General features: G+C 35.4%; 12 protein-coding genes and 1 riboswitch. Of the genes, 7 read left to right on the top strand and 5 right to left on the bottom strand.

Annotation, left to right across the window (positions count from 1 at the left end):
* Positions 1–17 precede the first annotated feature (17 nt).
* The 5 genes from AC07XU_RS03080 (at position 18) to AC07XU_RS03060 (ending at position 6,987) form a co-directional block, all read left to right on the top strand.
* Entirely contained in the window at positions 18–950 is a 933-nt protein-coding gene (locus tag AC07XU_RS03080; RefSeq protein WP_494942151.1) for a GDP-L-fucose synthase family protein, read from the top strand.
* Positions 937–2,055, top strand: a complete 1,119-nt coding sequence (locus AC07XU_RS03075; RefSeq protein WP_494942150.1) for a mannose-1-phosphate guanylyltransferase — start codon at positions 937–939, stop codon at positions 2,053–2,055. Before AC07XU_RS03080 ends, AC07XU_RS03075 begins: the two co-directional genes overlap by 14 nt.
* Positions 2,056–2,120: 65 nt before the next feature.
* A complete protein-coding gene (locus AC07XU_RS03070; RefSeq protein ID WP_494942149.1) occupies positions 2,121–3,095 on the top strand; it encodes an MraY family glycosyltransferase in 975 nt (324 codons plus the stop codon).
* Positions 3,096–3,342: 247 nt separating this feature from the next.
* Positions 3,343–5,277: a polysaccharide biosynthesis protein gene (locus AC07XU_RS03065; protein WP_494942148.1), complete on the top strand. Its 1,935-nt coding sequence runs from the start codon at positions 3,343–3,345 to the stop codon at positions 5,275–5,277.
* A 120-nt stretch (positions 5,278–5,397) separates the two neighbouring features.
* A complete protein-coding gene (locus AC07XU_RS03060; protein ID WP_494942147.1) occupies positions 5,398–6,987 on the top strand; it encodes a gliding motility protein RemB in 1,590 nt (529 codons plus the stop codon).
* 105 nt (positions 6,988–7,092) lie between these two features.
* On the opposite strand, the gene AC07XU_RS03055 is transcribed toward AC07XU_RS03060, so the two are convergent.
* From AC07XU_RS03055 to dxs, 4 genes are all read right to left on the bottom strand, one after another.
* Positions 7,093–8,046, bottom strand: a complete 954-nt coding sequence (locus AC07XU_RS03055; RefSeq protein WP_494942146.1) for a methylenetetrahydrofolate reductase — start codon at positions 8,044–8,046, stop codon at positions 7,093–7,095.
* Between the two features lie 78 nt (positions 8,047–8,124).
* Complete coding sequence (metH, locus tag AC07XU_RS03050) at positions 8,125–11,826, bottom strand: methionine synthase (RefSeq protein ID WP_494942145.1); 3,702 nt, start codon at positions 11,824–11,826, stop codon at positions 8,125–8,127.
* Positions 11,827–11,984: 158 nt separating this feature from the next.
* Positions 11,985–12,088, bottom strand: a riboswitch (SAM riboswitch).
* A gap of 141 nt (positions 12,089–12,229) precedes the next feature.
* Positions 12,230–13,156, bottom strand: a complete 927-nt coding sequence (gene fcl, locus AC07XU_RS03045; RefSeq protein ID WP_494942144.1) for a GDP-L-fucose synthase — start codon at positions 13,154–13,156, stop codon at positions 12,230–12,232.
* A gap of 40 nt (positions 13,157–13,196) precedes the next feature.
* On the bottom strand, positions 13,197–15,125 hold the full coding sequence (gene dxs / locus AC07XU_RS03040; RefSeq protein ID WP_494942143.1) for a 1-deoxy-D-xylulose-5-phosphate synthase: 1,929 nt from the start codon (positions 15,123–15,125) through the stop codon (positions 13,197–13,199).
* 362 nt (positions 15,126–15,487) lie between these two features.
* On the opposite strand from dxs, the gene glyA reads away from it, so the two are divergent.
* Together glyA and AC07XU_RS03030 are read left to right on the top strand one after the other, a co-directional pair.
* Positions 15,488–16,759 carry a serine hydroxymethyltransferase gene (gene glyA / locus AC07XU_RS03035; protein ID WP_494942142.1) on the top strand — a complete coding sequence of 424 codons (1,272 nt, stop codon included), beginning with the start codon at positions 15,488–15,490 and terminating at the stop codon, positions 16,757–16,759.
* Positions 16,760–16,781: 22 nt separating this feature from the next.
* Positions 16,782–19,562 (top strand): PAS domain S-box protein, encoded by a 2,781-nt coding sequence (locus tag AC07XU_RS03030; RefSeq protein WP_494942141.1) that lies wholly within the window; start codon positions 16,782–16,784, stop codon positions 19,560–19,562.
* A 146-nt stretch (positions 19,563–19,708) separates the two neighbouring features.
* On the opposite strand, the gene AC07XU_RS03025 is transcribed toward AC07XU_RS03030, so the two are convergent.
* Complete coding sequence (locus AC07XU_RS03025) at positions 19,709–21,091, bottom strand: hypothetical protein (protein ID WP_494942140.1); 1,383 nt, start codon at positions 21,089–21,091, stop codon at positions 19,709–19,711.
* Positions 21,092–21,093: the final 2 nt, after the last annotated feature.

Below are 21,093 nucleotides of genomic sequence, written 5' to 3'. Positions count from 1 at the left end.
AATGACGAAGAACGAAAATGAATAAAACCGATAAAATATATATCGCAGGACACCGAGGGATGGTGGGTTCTGCACTTTTAAGGAATTTGCAAGCCGCTGGTTTTGTGAATATCATCACAAGAACCTCTGCCGAATTGGATTTAAGAGATACGGTTGCCGTGGGTGATTTTTTTGCGAAAGAAAAACCAGCTTATGTATTATTGGCTGCTGCTAAGGTAGGGGGTATTGTGGCTAACAATACGTATCGTGCTGATTTTATTTACGAGAATTTGATGATTCAGAACAACGTTATACATCAATCATATTTACATAATGTTAGAAAGCTAATGTTTTTGGGTTCAAGTTGTATATATCCGAAATTGGCTCCTCAGCCTTTAAAGGAAGACTTCTTATTAACTGGACTCTTGGAGGAAACCAATGAGCCTTATGCTATTGCCAAAATTGCTGGGATAAAGATGTGTGATGCTTACCGAGCTCAGTACGGTAGTAATTTTATTTCTGTGATGCCAACCAATCTATATGGTCCGAATGACAATTATGATTTAAATAACTCTCATGTATTGCCAGCAATGTTGAGAAAATTTATGACTGCAAAACAAAAAGGAGAGCCATCCGTAACTATTTGGGGAACAGGTACACCCAAAAGGGAATTCTTGCATGCGGATGATTTAGCGGAGGCATGCATTTTTTTAATGGATAATTACAATGAGGCAGGTTTAGTTAATATTGGAGTTGGAGAGGACATCTCCATATTGAATTTAGCCAGATTGGTAAAGAAGATTGTTGGTTTTGAAGGAGAAATTGTCACAGATACTACCAAACCAGATGGTACGCCAAGAAAGTTAATGAATGTAGATAAACTTACAGCTTTGGGCTGGAAAGCAAAAACAACTTTGGAAGATGGAATTTCTAAAGTTTATAACGAAGTAAAACATAATGATTGGAGCTAACAATACCTATATTTTAATTATGGCGGGAGGTGTGGGTTCTCGCTTTTGGCCTAAAAGCCGTAATCAATTTCCTAAACAATTTATTGATATTTTAGGCTTAGGAAAATCTTTACTTCAATTAACATACGATAGGTTTTTAAAGATTTGCCCTAATCATCAAATATATATTTTAACAAATGAAAGATATGCAGAGCTTGTAAAAGAGCAATTGCCACAAATTTTACCTAGTAATATTCTCTTAGAGCCTAGTAGAAATAATACAGCCCCTTGTATTGCTTATGCAAGCTATAAAATTACCAAAACTAATCCAAAGGCAAATATAGTGGTAGCACCTTCAGATCATTTGATTTTAAAGGAAGATGTGTTTTTATCTAAAATTGAACAAGCATTATCTTTTACGGGTGAGAATGATGCCTTGTTGACTTTAGGGATTAGCCCAACTAGGCCAGATACGGGTTATGGTTATATTAAGTATAATATTTCGAGTAACGAGAATCAAGAGTCAAGTAATAATGCCAGCAATGCAGAGATTAAAAAAGTAACCGCGTTTATGGAGAAGCCATCTCTCGAAAATGCCCAAAAATATATTGCGAGTGGAGATTATGTATGGAATGCAGGTATTTTCATCTGGTCGGCAAATTCTATCATTAAAGCATTTGAGCATTATGCACCAGAAATCGCCACATTGTTTAGCAAAGGTTTGTCCAGCTATAATACTTCTGAGGAGGCCTCCTTCATCAACTCAAACTATCCTAGTGCTCCTAATATTTCGATAGATTATGCCATATTAGAAGAGGCTACTAATGTATATACAATTCCTGCTGATATTGGTTGGTGTGATTTAGGTACTTGGGCTTCTTTGCACCATGTGGTAGATAAAGATGAGGATGGAAATTCTAGTAGTTGCCAACATATCAATCTTAAAAACACCAAAGATTGTTTAATTCAATTACCTGTAGGTAAAGCTGCAGTAATTAAAGGTCTATCCGACTATATTGTGGTAGATGATGGCAAGGTATTGCTAATCTATCCTAAATCAGATGAACAGGAAATCAAACAAATTGCCGGTCAAATGGTGAAGGATTTCGGTGAAGAATATCAATAAAATTAAAGCATAGCTTAATGTTTACAGATATCGATTATTACCTTAACTTTGTAATTTATTAAGCTATGCTATCATTTTTATATTTACTAATCATATTAATTTCGTTGTTTTTCTTTGAACTTATCTATTTCAAAATCGCTGATCATTTTAACATCATCGATAAACCTAATTCAAGAAGTTCTCATACATCTATAACCTTGCGAGGAGGTGGAATAATATTTGTTGTCGCAGGTTTAATTTTTTATTGTTTTTCAGATTATCTATATTCCTATTTCATTGTGGGCTTATTGGCAATAGGTACAATCAGTTTTTTGGATGATATTCTGACACTTAACAATAAAGTAAGATTGTCGGTTCATCTTCTGTCCGTATTGTTACTATTTTACCAATGGCAGATGTTTGCTTTACCTTGGTATTGGCTTATTCTTGCAGCTATTTTTGTGATAGGAACTATTAACGCCTATAATTTTATGGATGGTGTGAATGGTATTACTGGCGGCTACAGTCTGGTAACTATTGCAAGTTTATATTATATCAATAACAATGGCATTAATTTTACCTCTAATGATTTATTGATCATTGTGGGCTTATCACTTTTGGTGTTCAATTTTTTTAATTTTAGAACCAAAGCCAAATGTTTTGCAGGTGATGTGGGGAGTGTGAGTATTGCTTTTACTATTGTGTTTTTGATAGGTCAATTGATTTTAAAGACTGAAAATTTTGGCTATATTTTGGTGTTGTTGTTTTATGGTTTGGATACTGCTACTACGGTATTTTTTAGAAAGCTGAGAAAAGAGAATATTTTCGAAGCTCACCGAAGTCATTTTTACCAATATTTAGCTAATCACTTAAAGTGGAATCATTTGGTAGTTTCGGGTTTGTATATGTTCATACAATTGTTGATTAATGGCATAATTGTTTTTTTAGTTAAGGATTCCATTATTTCTGCTTTGATACTTGCAGCTGTTTCAGCTATTTTGTTTTTGGCAATTAGGTTTATTGTGGAAGGTAAAAAACATTTAGTTAATAAGGCAGTATAAAGAAGTTTTCAAGAAGGCATTTTGATCCTACCTCTATTCCGCTATTGTTCATGTGAAATATTCTCTACTTGGAGCCTAAAGATGACGATTTGATTTAACTATAATGTCTAACTTATTGTTATAAAAAATTGTTCAAGGTAGCATTTGCAGGAGTGGTTGGTAATAACATAAAAACTTAGTTATTGTAAAAATTTTGACCTGATACAATATTTATCTTATCTTTACTTCAAACTAACCTTATTGCATTTTGTTTACTAAAATTAATATCGTTCCACGTTGGATAATTTTTCTGCTTGATTTAGGGGTTTGCCTTATCTCTCTAACCATTGCTTATTTTTTAAAGTTCAACTTCGATCTCTCCGAACTTAATGTTATTGATTTCAGTCGCAATGTATTGATTATGACTGCAATTAATATAGTTGTTTTTTTTAACGTAAAGACTTATTCGGGGATTATCCGTTACACTAGTGCGCAAGATACATTTAGGATTTTATTTGCTGTACTAATTAGCAATGGAATTTTCTTTTTTGTGAATTTAAGTGTAATAGCTTTAGGGATCAATCCATTAATATCCAACACGATCATTATAATTAATGGTTTAACAAGTTTTTTACTGTTAATTACTTATCGGGTAATGATCAAATACTTCTTCCTTTACATTAAAAATTTAAATCTAGATAAAAAGAAGGTTATTATATATGGGGCAGGTGAGGCTGGTTTAGCTACCAAAAGAACTTTTGATCATGATGCCAAGGTGAATAAAACTATCATCGCTTTTGTAGATGATGATGAACGTAAAGTAGGTAAAACTATTGATGGCATTAAAATTTTGGGCGCCAAAAAGTTGGAAGCTTTAATTACCGAACATGAGGTAGATGAAATCATTTTTGCTTCTTACACTATTCCTATCGAACGTAAAAATCAGATTGTGGATGTTTGTTTAGAGAATGATGTTGCTGTTTTAAATATCCCACCTGCTGATGTATGGGCAAAAGGTAAAATTAGTACTGCACAAATTCAAAATATCAATATTGAAGATTTGCTCAACAGAAAGCCCATACAAATAAATATTGATGGTATTCAAAATGAATTAAAAGACAAAAGAATTTTAATTACTGGCGCTGCTGGATCTATAGGTAGCGAGGTTGTACGCCAATTGATGAAATTTCAAACTGGTTTGATCATCTTGTGCGACCAGTCGGAAACCGCCCTACATAATATTTATTTAGAATTAGAAGAAACACATACAAATACTAATTTTCATGCTTTTGTTGGCGATGTTAGGGATGAGGTTAGGATGGATTATTTGTTTGAGACCTACAAGCCTCATTATGTATATCATGCAGCTGCTTATAAGCATGTGCCATTGATGGAGGACAACCCAGCTGAAGCTATTAAGACCAATGTGATGGGGACTAAAACCATTGCGGATATGGCAGTGAAACATGGAGTGCAAAAGTTTGTAATGATCTCTACAGATAAAGCAGTTAATCCAACGAATGTAATGGGGGCTTCTAAGCGTATTGCAGAAATTTATGTACAATCATTAAACAACTCATTGAGTACCGATGATTTTATTTTTAGTAATGGTTTAAGTTATATTAACGATTTAAATGTTAAACCCATTACCAAATTTATCACTACACGTTTTGGTAATGTATTGGGTTCAAATGGCTCTGTAATACCTCGTTTTAAACAGCAGATAGAAAAAGGAGGCCCTGTAACGGTGACACATCCAGAAATTACACGTTACTTTATGACCATTCCTGAAGCTTGCAGATTAGTATTAGAAGCAGGTTGCATGGGTAAAGGCGGAGAAATCTTTATTTTTGACATGGGCAAGTCTGTAAAGATTGTGGAGTTGGCCAAAAAGATGATCCGTTTGGCTGGCTTAGAGCCCAATCAAGACATTCAAATTTCTTATTCTGGATTAAGACCTGGTGAGAAATTATTTGAAGAATTATTAAATGATAATGAAAATACAATGCCTACGCATCATGAAAAAATCATGATTGGAAGGGTTAGGGAATATGTTTTCTCAGAAATTGAATCTCAAATTTATACATTGCTTCAACATGCTAAACAAAATGATGATCGACAGGTAGTCATTGCCATGAAAATGTTAGTAAAAGAATACAAATCTAAGAATTCAGTTTTTGAAGAATTAGACAACCCAGCTTAAATATCTAATATTTGCTTAGTCAAGTTTACGCATCTCATTCTTACTTCTCATTAATAAATATTTTGAGCATCTTTGTAAACGCTTTGGTTGACCCTTAGCTCTAGATACTAGCTTGATTTTATGAAAAAAACTTTTCTTTTGGGTTGTGCACTTTGCATTTCCATCGTTAGCAATGCCCAACAAATTATACCCTATAGCTATTATCAATACCAAAAGTTGAATAAATCGTTATATAGCTTAGATACTAGGTTTCATACTTCACTTAAACCAGTTATTTCTGATGATACGACCATTACTAACCAATTGGACTCGTTATTGGCGGTAGGTACAGATATAATAAGAAATACCTGGGCTGGCCGTAAATTATTTAATGAGCATTTATTGCAAGTAAATAAGGAGGATTATACCTTCTACTTAGATTTTTTACCTGATTACCAAATTGGTAGAGATAGGGAACATGGTGTCACTACTTGGTTAAATACTAGAGGATATCAGTTTGGAGGTACAATAGGTAAAAAATTTAGTTTTTACAGTAGTGGGTTTGAAAATCAAGCTCGCTTTAATAACTACTTAACAAACTACATCAATAGTAAGGGTGTAATTCCTGGTATGGTAAATGATAAATTTGGTGTTGCAAGAACCACAAAAGATTGGGCATATGCAACGGCTGTGGTAAATTACACCCCTAATAAATATTTTTCCTTTACATTAGGTCAGGATAAAAATTTTATAGGAGATGGTTATCGCTCTATGTTATTGTCTGATGTTGCTGCACCCTATCCGTTTTTGAAATTAACGGGTACCTTGGGAAATGTGAAATATATGGCCATGTGGTCTCAGTTTCAAGATCCTTTATCTCCTGCTTTTTCTTATGATAATGGTTTTAGAAAAAAATGGGGCGCTTTTCATTACTTAGATTGGAATGTAAACAACCGTTTATCATTGGGCTTTTTTGATTCGATCATTTGGCAAGATGCTGATGTTGATGGAAAAAGAGGATTTGACGTATCTTATTTAAATCCAATTATATTTTTGAGAACAGTTGAAGGCATGAATGGCTCTCCAGACAACGCTTTGATTGGATTTACAGCTAAGTATAAATTATTGAGCAACTTGACTGTATATGGGCAAGCTGCTGCTGATGAATTTACGGCTAAAGAGGTTTTTGGTGGTAATGGTTATTGGGCAAATAAATTCGCTTACCAATTAGGTGTAAAAGGATTTGATGCTTTTAAAGTAGCGGGTTTAAATTACTTAGCAGAGTTTAATACTGCACGACCTTTTACTTATACCCAAAGAAGCTCATTGTTAAATTATGGGCATTATGCTGAAGCTTTAGCTCATCCAATGGGGGCTAACTTTAGAGAGTTTTTAACGATTTGGAATTACCAATACAACAAATGGGCATTTTCAGCTCAGGCTAATGTAGCTAATTATGGCTTAAATAATGGTGAGAATGTAGGTAAAGATATCAATGAATCTTACGTAACAAGAACGAGAGAAAACGGATACAGAACTGGTGACGGTTTGAAAACTAATTTTGCTTACTTAGATGCTAGAGTTTCTTATATCATCAATCCAAAGTATAATTTAAGATTGGAAGGTGGAGCAATATTTAGACAAGAGAAGAATAGCTTGATCAATGACAAAACTACCATGGTAACCTTTGGTTTAAGAAGTAGCTTCCGTAATATTTACCAGGATTTTTAAACCCTAAATCCCCTATAGAGGACTTTTAGGTTTAAAACATTTCCGATTTAATATTTCAATCTTCCCACAGCTAAACGTTTACCCAGCTAACCATTTTCTTATAGTCTAAAATATCGCTTTGGCAATTTCCTTGGTTTGTGCAGGTTTACCCATGGTATAAAAGTGCAAAACTGGCGCCCCAAAATCTATTAACTCTTTACACTGCTTGATCATTGCAGCGGTTCCTATTTCTTTAGCTTCAGCATTACTTTTAGCATAAGATAGCGCATCAGTTAATTCATCAGGTAAATCTATATGAAAGATTTTTGGCAGTACATTCAATTGGGTTAATGTGCTAATTGGTTTTAAGCCAGGTATAATTGGTACATTGATGTCATTTTCTCTGCACTTTTTAACAAAGTCGAAATATTTCTGGTTGTCGAAAAACATTTGGGTAACAATAAATTCTGCGCCCATATCTACTTTCTTTTTCAAGAATTTAAAATCTGAATTGAGATTTGGTGCTTCGAAATGCTTTTCTGGGTATCCGGCAACGCCGATACAAAAATCACTTTTAAAAGTCTCTACATCCTCATGTAAAAACTTACCATCGTTATGGTTTTTGATATGCTCAATTAGATCTGTAGCATAACAGTGTCCGCCTTTGGTTGGTATAAAAGAATTATCTGCAGCACGAGCATCGCCCCTTAAAGCCAGTACATTGTCAATTCCTAAAAACTGTAGATCTATTAAAGCATTTTCAGTTTCCTCTTTTGTAAAGCCACCACAAATTAAGTGTGGTACTGCATCAATTTTATATTTATGGATAATTGCAGCACAAATCGCAATGGTGCCTGGACGCTTACGGTAAGCTACCTTTTGTAATAAGCCATTTTCCTGCTCTTTGTAAATATAATCTTCACGTAATGAGGTTACATCAATAAACGGTGGATTGAACTCTAGCAACGGATCTATTGCATCATAGATCCATTGAATGCTTTGGCCTTTAATTGGAGGCAAAAGCTCAAAAGAAAATAAGGTTTTACCATTTGCGTTTTTGATGTGTTCTGTGATCTTCATACCCAATCCGCCGCTGGCGGAGCTAATAATTGTAAATTGTATACTATTTATATTCTTCTCCTTTAACAGGTAGGGGAGTTAATAAGCCAAATTAGGGCTTAACCATTTTTCTGCTTCTTCTATACTCATCCCTTTTCTGGCTGCGTAATCTTCTATTTGGTCTTTCGTTATTTTTCCCAAACCAAAATATCGCGATTGAGGGTGAGCAAAGTAAAACCCACTCACGGCGGCCGTTGGGTACATTGCGTAACTTTCGGTTAGGCGTAGTCCAATTTTATTTTCAGCATCGAGCAAGCTAAACAAAGTTCCTTTTTCGGTATGCTCCGGACAAGCAGGGTAGCCTGGTGCCGGACGAATACCCGCGTATTCTTCTTTAATTAATTCTTGATTGCTCAAACTTTCTTCTTTTGCATAGCCCCAATATTCTTTTCTAACCAATTCATGCATCCGCTCTGCGAAAGCCTCTGCCAGCCGGTCTGCTAAAGCTTTAATCATGATGCTATTGTAATCATCGTGGTTTTTCTCAAATTCTTCTACCAAAGCATCAATACCAATACCGGTTGTAACAGCAAAACCACCAAAATAATCTTGCACACCACTTTCTTTTGGGGCGATAAAATCAGATAAAGCATAATAAGGCTCACCAGCCATTTTTTCTGCCTGTTGGCGAAGGGTGTGAATAGTTTTCAGTTTAAGGTTTTCAGTTTTCAGATGTGTGTTGTCTGAAAACTGTGAATTGACAACTGTTAGCTGAATATCGTCTCCAACTGAGTTTGCTGGCCAAAAGCCAATTACACCTTTGGCTGTCAGTAGTTTTTCATCAACAACTTTATTTAACAAAACTTGTGCGTCGTTAAATAGTTTTTTTGCTTCATCACCCACATTTTTATCATCAAATATTTTTGGGTAGCTACCGCGAAGTTCCCAAGTATGGAAAAATGGGGTCCAGTCGATGTAAGGAACTAGCTCTGCTAATGGATAATCCTCAAAAATTTTGGTTCCGGTAAAAGTAGGGGCTGCTGCAACTTTCGTTAAATCTATTTGAAATTTGTCTGCTCTTGCTTCTTCAATTGTTTTAAATCTTTTATCAGAACGTTTATTGAGGTGAGCTTCACGAGCTTTGTCATACTCTGCTCTAATCCCTGCTACATAATCTCCTTTAGCTTCAGGGTTCATTAATGTACTGCAAACCGTTACACTTCTAGATGCATCTAACACATGAATTGCTGGGCCTGAATAGTTTGGGGCAATTTTTACTGCAGCATGTATTCTAGACGTAGTAGCGCCACCAACTATCAAAGGAACAGTAAAACCTTCACGTTCCATTTCTTTGGCAAAATGAACCATTTCATCTAAAGAAGGGGTGATCAAACCGCTTAGGCCTATAATATCTGCGTTAATTTCTTTTGCTTTTTTAATGATTTCTTGAGCAGGAACCATAACCCCCATATCTATCACTTCGAAATTATTGCAAGCCAAAACTACACCCACAATATTTTTACCGATATCATGTACATCACCTTTTACGGTTGCTAGTAAAACCTTGCCTGCAGAGGAACTTTGGTCTTGATCAGGATTGTCTAGCTTTTCTTGCTCGATGAATGGAAGTAGATAAGCAACTGCTTTTTTCATTACCCTAGCAGATTTTACAACTTGTGGTAAAAACATTTTCCCTGCGCCAAACAAATCGCCTACAATATTCATCCCATCCATTAATGGGCCTTCAATTACTTGAATTGGTCTGGCATATTTTTGGCGAGCTTCTTCTACATCTTCATCTAAATATTCAACAATACCTTTTACCAACGAGTGTGATAATCGATCTTCAACTGTTTCTTTTCTCCATTCTTCATCTCTAACTATTTCTTTGCCTTTACTTTTAATGGTATCAGCATATTCTACCAAACGTTCGGTTGCATCATCTCTTCGGTTCAGTAATACATCTTCAACACGTTCTAATAATTCTGGCGGAATTTCCTGATATACCTCTAACATTCCGGCGTTAACAATTCCCATGTCTAAACCAGCTTGAATAGCATGATATAAAAAAGCAGAGTGCATCGCTTCGCGTACCGTATTGTTACCTCTAAAAGAGAAAGAAATGTTAGATACACCGCCACTTACTTTAGCATGTGGCAAGTTTTGTTTAATCCACCTTGTGGCATTAATAAAATCTACCGCATAATTGTTGTGCTCTTCTAAACCTGTAGCAACGGTTAAAATATTTGGGTCGAAGATGATATCTTGAGCAGGGAAACCAATTTCGCTAACTAAAATGTCATAGCTTCTTTTACAGATTTCAATTCTTCTTTCGTAATTATCTGCTTGTCCTTGCTCATCAAATGCCATTACAACAACGGCAGCGCCGTATTGCATAATTTTGCGGGCACTTTCTCTAAATTTATCTTCGCCTTCTTTTAAGGATATGGAGTTAACGATGCCTTTCCCTTGCAAACATTTTAAGCCATTTTCTATCACCGACCATTTTGATGAATCGACCATGATGGGTAATTTGGCAATATCAGGTTCTGAAGCAATTAGATTTAAGAATTTAGTCATGGCGGCTTCCGAATCCAACATCCCTTCATCCATGTTCACATCGATGATTTGCGCACCTCCCTCTACTTGCTGTAAGGCTACTGCAAGGGCCGCTTCATAATCGCCACCTAAAATTAATTTAGAAAATTTTGGCGAACCAGTAATATTTGTTCTTTCACCAATGTTTACGAAAATACTTTCGGGCGTAATGGTTACAGGCTCTAAACCACTCAAACGCATAAAAGGCTCAATGTAAGGGATTTTGCGAGGTTCTGCTTTTCTTGCTTTTGCAGCAATGCAGCCTATATGCTCTGGAGTTGTACCACAGCAACCGCCAACAATATTTACAAAACCTGCAGCAATAAAATCATCTACCAAATGAGCAGTTTCATGAGGCATTTCATCATAAGCGCCAAATTCATTTGGCAAACCTGCATTAGGATAGGCCGAAACATAGCATCCCGCTTTTGCGGCTAATTCTTCAATATGCGGGCGCATTTCTTTTGCTCCTAAAGCGCAATTGAAACCAATACTTAGTGGTTTTGCATGCATCACTGAGTTTAAGAAAGCTTCGGCAGTTTGTCCAGATAAAGTTCTACCAGAAGCGTCGGTAATAGTGCCAGAAATCATAATTTCAAGCTTTCTGCCGATTACTTCTTCATATTTTTTTATAGCAACTATGGCTACTTTAGCATTTAAAGTATCAAATATGGTCTCTATTAATAAAACATCTGCTCCTCCATCAACCAAGCCTCTCACTTGTTCGTAGTACGCTTCCTCCAATTCATCAAAATAAACTGCTCTGTAGCCCGGGTCGTTTACATTTGGCGACATAGACAAAGTTCTATTTGTTGGGCCAATAGCGCCAGCTACAAAACATTTACGATCTGGGTTAGCTGCCATAAATTCTGTAACAGCTTCTTTTGCAACTCTTGCGCCCTCAAAACTTAGTTCGTAAGAAAGATCTTCCATTTGGTAATCTGCCATGGAAATTCGCTGTGTACTAAAAGTATTGGTCTCTATAATGTCAGCACCTGCTTTTAAATATTCAAGGTGAATAGCTTTGATGATATCAGGGCGAGTAATGTTAAGTAAATCGTTATTGCCTTTTACATCATACGGGTGTGTAGCAAAGCGATCTCCTCTGAAATCTTCTTCAGTTAAGGTGTAGCGCTGAATCATGGTGCCCATTGCACCATCTATAATTAAAATACGTTTTTCTAGTTCTTCTCTAATGCTCATAATTTGTAGTAGCAAGTCGCTAGTATCAAGTATCAAGAATTCCTGATAAATGCACTAATTTCATACCTGAGACAAATATATACCCTGCACTTCGGCTCTCGATATTTGAGACACTATATGATAATAAAAGCTTATCCTAAAATAGGGAATGGTGTTCGAACTTATCTTCTCTCGCCACTGCTGAGATTAGAAATTAGCACCTTGTTGGCACAGGTTGCTAAGACTTCTTTGGGTCTATTCCCTCCATCTTTCTTAATAAGCAATACAAAGGTGCAACAAAGCATTATCAATTCCAAAAAAGTAAGTGCTAATGCCAAATAAAATTACAAAGGCTACGCAAATATGCCCAGCCATCGGTATAATATTTTGTGCTTGATGTTTATTTGCAAGCTAAACTTGAAGATCAATGATTTGAAAGATAATCCTGATAAGCTAAATTTAAACCCTTTTCTAAATTAATTTGGTGCTTCCAACCTAAATTATGAAGCTTAGTAACATCCATTAATTTACGAGGAGTACCGTCAGGCTTGCTTTCATCAAATGTAATATGGCCTTCAAATCCTACAATTTTTTGTATAAGTAAAGCAAGATCTTTAATTGTCAAATCATCGCCTGTACCAATATTAATTAAATGAGGTTCGTTGTAGGTTTGCATTAAAAAATAACAGGCATCGGCTAAGTCATCAGCAAATAGAAATTCACGCATCGGCTTTCCTGAGCCCCAAATTACCACTTCTTCAGCATTTGATTTTTTAGCTTCATCAAACCTTCTTATTAAGGCAGGTAAAACATGTGAGTTTTGTGGGTGATAATTATCGTTATAGCCATATAAATTTGTTGGCATTACCGAAATGAAGTTACATCCATATTGCGCTCTGTAAGCATCGCACATTTTTATGCCAGCAATTTTGGCAATGGCGTAGGGCTCATTGGTTTCTTCTAACAATCCTGTTAATAAATATTCTTCCTTTAATGGTTGAGGAGCAAGTTTAGGGTAGATGCAACTTGAACCTAAAAACATTAGTTTTTTAACACCATTTAAATAAGATTGATGAATAACATTATTTTGTATCGCTAGGTTTTCATACAAAAAATCAGCACGATAAGTGTTGTTTGCGATAATGCCACCTACCTTTGCTGCAGCTAAAAAAACATATTCAGGTTTTTCTGTATTAAAAAAGGCCTCAACTGCTTTTTGATCTCTTAAATCGAGTTCGGCTGATGTTTTAATGATTAGATCTGTGTAGCCTTCTTTTTGTAGTTTTCTATAAATGGCCGAGCCAACCATACCACGATGGCCAGCAACGTATATTTTCGAATTTTTTTCCAATTGAGTTTGTTTTAAGCGCTCTGCATTTTAAGGTGCTGGCCTAAGAAGCTATTGTTTTTGTAGTTCTACTAACTGCTAATTTTTTTACTTCGGCAACTATAGCACCTTTATCATATTGGCAAATTGCCCATAATTCTGGTTGTTCTCCATGTTCAATAAACTCATCTGGAATACCTAAGCGAGTTACATTGGCATTGTAATTATGGTCTGCCATAAATTCTAATATCGCACTTCCCATGCCACCTTGTAAACAGCCATCTTCTATTGTGATGACGTTTTTAAAACGTGTAAATACATCGTGTAGCATTGCTGCGTCTAGTGGTTTTACAAATCTTAAATCAAAATGTGCGGGAAAAATGCCTTCACTATTTAATTCTTGGCAAGCCTCAACAGCGAAATTACCTACATGACCAATTGATAAAATGGCTACATCTTCTCCATCGCAAATTTTTCTGCCTTTTCCAATTTCTAATGCTTTAAAAGGTCTCTTCCAATCGGGCATAACACCGTTTCCACGAGGGTAACGGATGGTGAATGGGCCAACATTTTCTTGCTGCGCAGTGTACATTAAGTTGCGAAGTTCTTCCTCGTTCATAGGTGAGGCCACCACCATATTCGGGATACATCGCATGTATGCTAAATCGTATGCCCCATGGTGTGTAGCGCCATCAGCACCTGCTAAACCTGCTCTATCTAAACAAAAAACTACATTTAGGTTTTGTATAGCCACATCGTGGATAACCTGATCATAAGCTCTTTGCATAAAGCTAGAGTAAATATTACAGAATGGCACCAAACCTTGAGTAGCTAAACCCGCCGAAAAAGTAACAGCATGTTGCTCGGCAATACCAACATCAAAAGCTCTGTGAGGCATCGCTTTCATCATGATATTGAGTGAGCAGCCAGAAGGCATTGCAGGTGTAATACCTACAATTTTGGCATTAGCCTCAGCCAATTCTACCATGGTATGTCCAAAAACATCTTGGTATTTTGGGGGTTGAGGTTTATCAGAAACTGATTTTTTAATTTCTCCAGTAATTTTATCAAATAAACCTGGTGCATGCCATTTGGTTTGGTCTTTTTCAGCTAATGCGAAACCTTTACCTTTTACGGTTACACAATGTAACAACTTAGGACCGGGAATAGCCGATAAATCTTTAATAACGGCTGCTAAACGTTTTACATCGTGCCCATCGACAGGGCCAAAGTATCTAAAGTTTAGGGCTTCGAATAGGTTGCTTTGTTTTAGTAAAGTTCCCTTAATACTTTTCTCAATTTTTTTAACGTATTTATGTGCATTTGGACCAAGTTCAGAGAGCTTGCTTAGTACACTTGATACGTCATCGCGAAAGCGATTATATGATTTCGAGGTAGTGATATTGGTTAAATATTCTTTTAAAGCACCAACATTTGGATCTATAGACATACAATTGTCGTTTAAGATTACCAAAACGTTAGAGTTTTCTATTCCGGCATGGTTCAATCCTTCGAAAGCAAGGCCAGCTGTCATGGCTCCATCACCAATTACAGCAACATGTTGGCGGTCTTTTTCTCCCTTATAATGAGAAGCTACCGCCATACCTAATGCAGCAGAAATTGAAGTTGAAGAGTGCCCAACACCGAAGGTATCATACTCGCTTTCACTGATTTTTGGGAAACCACTTATGCCATTGATAATTCTGTTTGTATGAAATTGATTTCTCCTACCGGTTAAAATTTTATGCCCATAAGCTTGGTGCCCAACATCCCAAACCAACTTATCATATGGCGTATTTAGCGCATAATGTAGCGCCACAGTAAGCTCTACTACGCCTAAACTAGCGCCAAAATGGCCACCGTTTACACTTACAACATCAATAATATATTGACGTAATTCTTGACAGATTTGCTCAAGATTTTCTTCACTATACTGCTTTAAATCAGCAGGATAATTGATTGTAGCTAATAAGGGACCAGTCTTAACTTCCATGCATTTTATTAAATTACAAATTACGGTAATTTGTTTAATAGTTTTATCATTATTTAATGTCAAAATTTACAAGATTTTTTGGCTTAAATGAAGGTTATAATTTTTATTAATTTAATACATTGGTGAATTTACTTCGCAACATTGTTTGTTAAACCCTAATACCTTATGCATTTTTCTGGTAAAACGTACAGTGTAAAGCAGATAAAACCAAATCTTTGCTATGATAATTGATACTAAATTTATAATCAAGGCCTATCAAAAAACACCCAGCAATTGTTTGTGAACAATATTTAAATGTATTGCAATGAAGGTGTTGAATTAAGGGATAAATTCATTAATTTTACCGAAAATACTTTTCCATAATGAACAGAGACACTATAATTTTTGACTTAATTAACAACGAATTAGATAGACAGGAACACGGACTTGAACTGATTGCTTCAGAGAATTTTGTAAGCAAGCAGGTAATGGAAGCTGCTGGATCTGTATTAACCAATAAGTATGCTGAGGGTTTGCCAGGCAAACGTTATTATGGCGGTTGCCAGGTGGTTGATGAGATTGAAAATTTAGCGATTGAGAGAGCCAAAAAATTATTTGGTGCTGCATGGGTAAATGTGCAGCCACATTCTGGAGCACAAGCAAATGCTGCGGTTATGCTTGCAGTAATACAACCTGGTGATAAAATTTTAGGTTTTGACTTATCACATGGTGGTCACTTAACTCACGGTTCTCCTGTTAATTTTTCTGGAAAATTATATCAGCCACATTTTTATGGGGTTAAAAAAGAGGATGGCTTAATTGATTATGCTAGGTTAGAAGAGGTTGCCTTAGCAGAAAGGCCTAAATTGATTATTTGCGGTGCGTCTGCCTATTCTAGAGAATGGGATTATGCTTTTATCCGTAAGGTTGCAGATCAAATTGGTGCTTTAGTTTTAGCTGATATTTCTCACCCAGCAGGTTTTATTGCTAAAGGTTTATTGGCAAATCCACTACCGCATTGCCATATTGTAACTACAACTACACATAAAACTTTACGTGGTCCACGTGGTGGGATGATTATGATGGGGCAAGATTTCGAAAATCCATGGGGATTAATAACGCCAAAAGGTGAAACTAGAATGATGTCATCGTTATTAGATATGGCGGTTTTTCCAGGTACTCAAGGTGGCCCATTAGAGCATATCATTGCTGCTAAAGCGATTGCATTTGGCGAAGCTTTAACCGATGAATACGGTGGTTATATTAAACAAGTTGGTGCAAATGCCCAAGCGATGGCGAAAGCATTTGTAGCTAAAGGCTATGGCATAATTTCTGGTGGTACAGATAATCACTTGATGTTAATTGATTTGCGCAATAAAAACATTACAGGTAAAGTTGCCGAAGGTGCACTAGAAAAAGCAGACATTACGGTTAACAAGAATATGGTTCCGTTTGATGATAAATCTCCTTTTGTAACATCGGGTATGCGTGTTGGTACTGCTGCAATTACAAGTAGAGGGTTTAAAGAAACTGAAATGCAAGCTATTGTAGAGCTAATTGACGAGGTTTTAACCAACCCTGAAGATGAGAGCAATTTAAACAATGTAAAAACGAAGGTGCAACAACTGGTTAGTCGTTTCCCTCTCTATAAATAAGTGATCGTATTTAATATGTATCATGTTTGAAAACCAATCTATTAGCCCAGAACAAGAAGAGCAACGCTTAAAGGCGCTCTACTCTTATGATATTTTGGGTGAAGGCTTGGAGAATGAATTGGACAATTTGGTAAAGTTGGCAGCTCAAATTGCCAACGTACCAATTGCCTATATATCTTTTGTCGATAGAGATGAAATTGTTTTAAAATCGGCATTTGGTGTAAAAAATGAGTATAAATTACTTCCTAGGCATTTAACCATTTGCGAGCACACCATGTTTTTGGATCATATCTACATGGTTCCAGATGTTCGCGAAAATTCTTATCTATCAAATTACGAAGTTTTTTCTTTATCAAAAGGCATCTTATTTTATGCAAGCGCTCCATTAAAAGATGCTGAGGGTTATGCTTTAGGATGTTTGAGTTTACTTGATAAGGAGCCAAAGCAATTAAATACTAATCAGCTTGATGCCCTAGCAACTTTAGCTGTTCAAGTAGTGGCGCAGTTAGCTCTGCGCAGAAAAAATGCACAGCTGGTGCTACAAACTAAAAAGTTTAATGAGTTTATAGATATTTTCACAGTTTCACCAGAAATACATTGTATTTTGGATAGAAACGGCTCAATTCTTTTTATAAATGATGCAGTTACCAGTATGCTCCATTATAGTGTTGATGAGCTTATAGGCGCAAGTATTTGGGATTATTGTTGTAGAGAAGATGTTAATAGAATTGTTAACGGTATTGAAGAAGGATTAAAAAGCAAGAATAAAAATTTTAATGTTGATTTTAGATTGGTAAGTAAAACCAACGAAATTAAATGGGTTGCTTGGAGCATGGTTGCCAAAGAGGGCAAATGGTATTGTTACGGCACAGATATCACCGAAAAAAAACAAGTAGAAAACGAACTTATTAAACTTTCTTTTGTAGCTAGTAAGGTTAACAATGGCGTTGTAATTAATGATGCCAATAATAAAGTTACTTGGGTAAATGATGCCTTTGAAAAAATTACTGGTTTTAATTTGGCAGATGTAAAAGGTAAACATTTAGGAGACCTTATCACTGGGCCAAAAACAGATTGGACTAAAATTGAAAATGCCAGAAAACTTACAAAAGAAAAAAAATCTTTTACCGTTGATATTTTAGCTTACAAGAAGGATCAGCAACCAATTTGGCTTTCGGTACACAATACGGTTGTATTAGATCAAGATGGAAAAGTAGAGACAGAAGTAGAGATTATTATTGATATTACAGAGAAAAAGAGGGCAGAAGAAGAGTTAGAAATATTATCATTAGTTGCAAGTAAAACTCATACAGGTGTAGCAATTACCAATCAAAACGGCGAAATTACATGGGTAAATTCTGCTCTTGAAGAACTCGTAGGTTATTCGTTAAATGAACTTAATGGCCAAATGCTAGGCAATGTATTATCAGGACCAGATACCGATAATGAGTTAATTTTCAAATCAAGAGAAAAATCGAAAAAAAAGGAAGCCTATCAAATTGAAGTATTAGCAAATAAAAAAGATGGCACAAAGATATGGCTCTCGGTTGCTAATACGCCCATAACCAACGAAAATGGGCAGCTTGAACGACAAGTAGAACTTATTTACGATATTACCCAACGCAAGCAGGTAGAGCGAGAAATGATAGATGCGAGAGAGCAGGCATTGCAATTAAGTGAAGCAAAAGAGATGTTTTTATCTGTGATGAGCCATGAAATCCGTACGCCTTTAAATGCGGTTATCGGGATGACGCATTTGTTGCTAGAAAATGAGCCTAAAGAATCTCAAATAGATGATCTAAATATCTTAAAGTTCTCTGGTGAAAATTTGCTAAACATTATCAATGATATTTTAGATTTCACAAAAATTGAAACTGGCAACCTTCAATTAGAAGCAATTCCGTTTGATTTATATACACTTTGTGTTGATATTACCAATTCATTACAGGTAAACGCAAAGAAAAGAGGTAATCGTTTGATTTTAAATTTTGATGATGCTATACCTGCTAATCTTATTGGAGATAAAACAAGGCTTTACCAAATTTTGATGAATTTACTTGGCAATGCAATTAAATTTACAAATAATGGAAGGATTTATCTGAATGTTAAACTTAAACACAATAATAACCACGAAACATTAATCTATTTTGAAGTAAAAGACAACGGTATTGGTATTCCTAAAGATAAGCAATCTTATATATTTGAAACTTTTACTCAAGCTAAGTCTGATATATCTCGCAAGTACGGAGGTACAGGTTTGGGTTTGGCAATCACCAAAAAACTGCTAAACTTATATGGATCAGAAGTAAAAGTGCAAAGTACAGAAGGTAAAGGCACTTCATTTTCTTTTGCCATTCATTTTAATAAAGTTAACGCTGGTGCTTTATTGCCCGATAAAATAGTGCTTCCAGATTTATTTACTGGAAAGAAAGTTTTAGTGGTTGATGATAATGAGGTTAATATCCTAATAGCAAGAAGATTTTTAAGCAAATGGGGTTTAGAATTAGACTTTGCCTATAATGGAGAAGAAGCTATTACCAAAGTGATGAACAATAGGTACGATTTGGTGTTTATGGATATTAGAATGCCTGGTATTGATGGTTTTGATGCAACTCGTATCATAAGAGAAATTGAAGGATCATATTATCAGGACTTACCCATTATCGCATTGACTGCATCAACCTTACATGATGAAACAGCAAAATTTAAGGAGTCAGGGATGGATGGACATATTTTAAAACCGTTTAATCCAGACGAAATTAAAAGTGTGCTAGTTCGGTATCTAAATATACACGACTTGTAAATCTATTTTTCAAATCAAGTTTAAAATTCCCCTTAAAGTAAAGGGCCGATACTTCAAAAGAAATATCGACCCTTACCATCTAAATTAACGCTCTCGATTATATAAACGATAGGAGCTATATTTTGTTTTAAAAAAGTTTAAAAAATTTAATTTAACTCATAACAACCTATAGTTGAAGGGAATATTCTATTGTTATTTTTTAAGTCTTTATTAAGAAATGACGAAAAATAGGTGTCTGAAGTAAGGTTAATACCTTTTTTACCCAAGTTACTATTTTTGCTGAGCCTAAAATTATAATTTTCAATATTTAAAAAAGACGGATCAGCATTTAAAAAATTATCAGCATAACTTACTTTAGAAGATTTAAATAAATTATTCCTCAAGTTTGTAGTTAAAATAGTGGAAGCTGATTTTTTATCAATCGTAAATTCATCGGCTAATATCCCGTAAATAATATTATTTACTAATTGCAAGTTTAAATTACTCACCTGAGTGTTGCTTATAAAATCCGACAAATAAACAGCTGCGGTTTTTCTTGCAAATTTATTGTCTTGATAGCCAGCAAAAGTATTTTGCTTTAAATTATAGCTTCCTCCGCCAGCAGCATATAAAAGATATTGGCCGCAGTTAAAAAAGAGGTTGTTAAAAGCAGCAACATCAGTTTCGTATCCCAAAAGGCCAACTACCTCCATATTTTTAATAATGGTATTAGTTAAAAGTAGTTTTGGCAGGGCATTTAACGATCTTCCATCAACCGTTATACCAGCCGTTGCATTTTTAATAACGGCAAAATTTATTGTAGAATTTTTACTTTCAGGATATAAGTGTATTCCATTCCATTGTCCCGTTTCGCTTGCATACAATTTCTCTAAGCGATCACTTGCAAATAAAACCGTGTCAGCTTTTGTTCCATTTACGTTAAGTGTACCCCTAACGCTCATGGTGCTATTGCCATGAAACAATACTTTTGTGCCAGCCACAATATTTAAAGTTGTGTTTTCTGCTATAGTTAACGAATTGTAAATTATGTAGGGTAGTTTGCTATCCCAAGTGGTATTATTGGTTATGGTAATGTCTTTAATGAAATTTGCATTTTGCCCATATGCTATAAGTGGAATACTTCTTTTTTGTCCGTTAAAATAAAAAAGTATAGAATCTTGCACCACAAATGGCAAACTTTCTGTAGTTGGATTAATGTTAACTTTTACAAAAACGTTAATCGAATCAGAGCCATTAAGTTTAAGGTTGTTTGTTTCTGAAACAGCTTGTCCGTTAATATTTAAGCTAAAAGCTGATGAATTGCCACCGCTTAATTTGATGTTACTTAATATAATGGCACTTTCATTTGGGTTAGTTATTTTTAATCTTCTGGTGCTAGATCCGATGGATGTAAAAACAGTATCAAACAAAACACTATCTGTAGAGAATGAAACTTTTGCGTTTGCATCAAAAGTTATCTCCTCTTCCTTATTGCAGGCTGCAAAAAGAAAGCTGGTTAATAAGCTGATGATGAGTAGTTTTAAACGCATAA

This window comes from Pedobacter sp. GW456-11-11-14-TSB4 (assembly GCF_059424425.1).
This window is presented reverse-complemented; position numbering and strand designations above follow the sequence as displayed.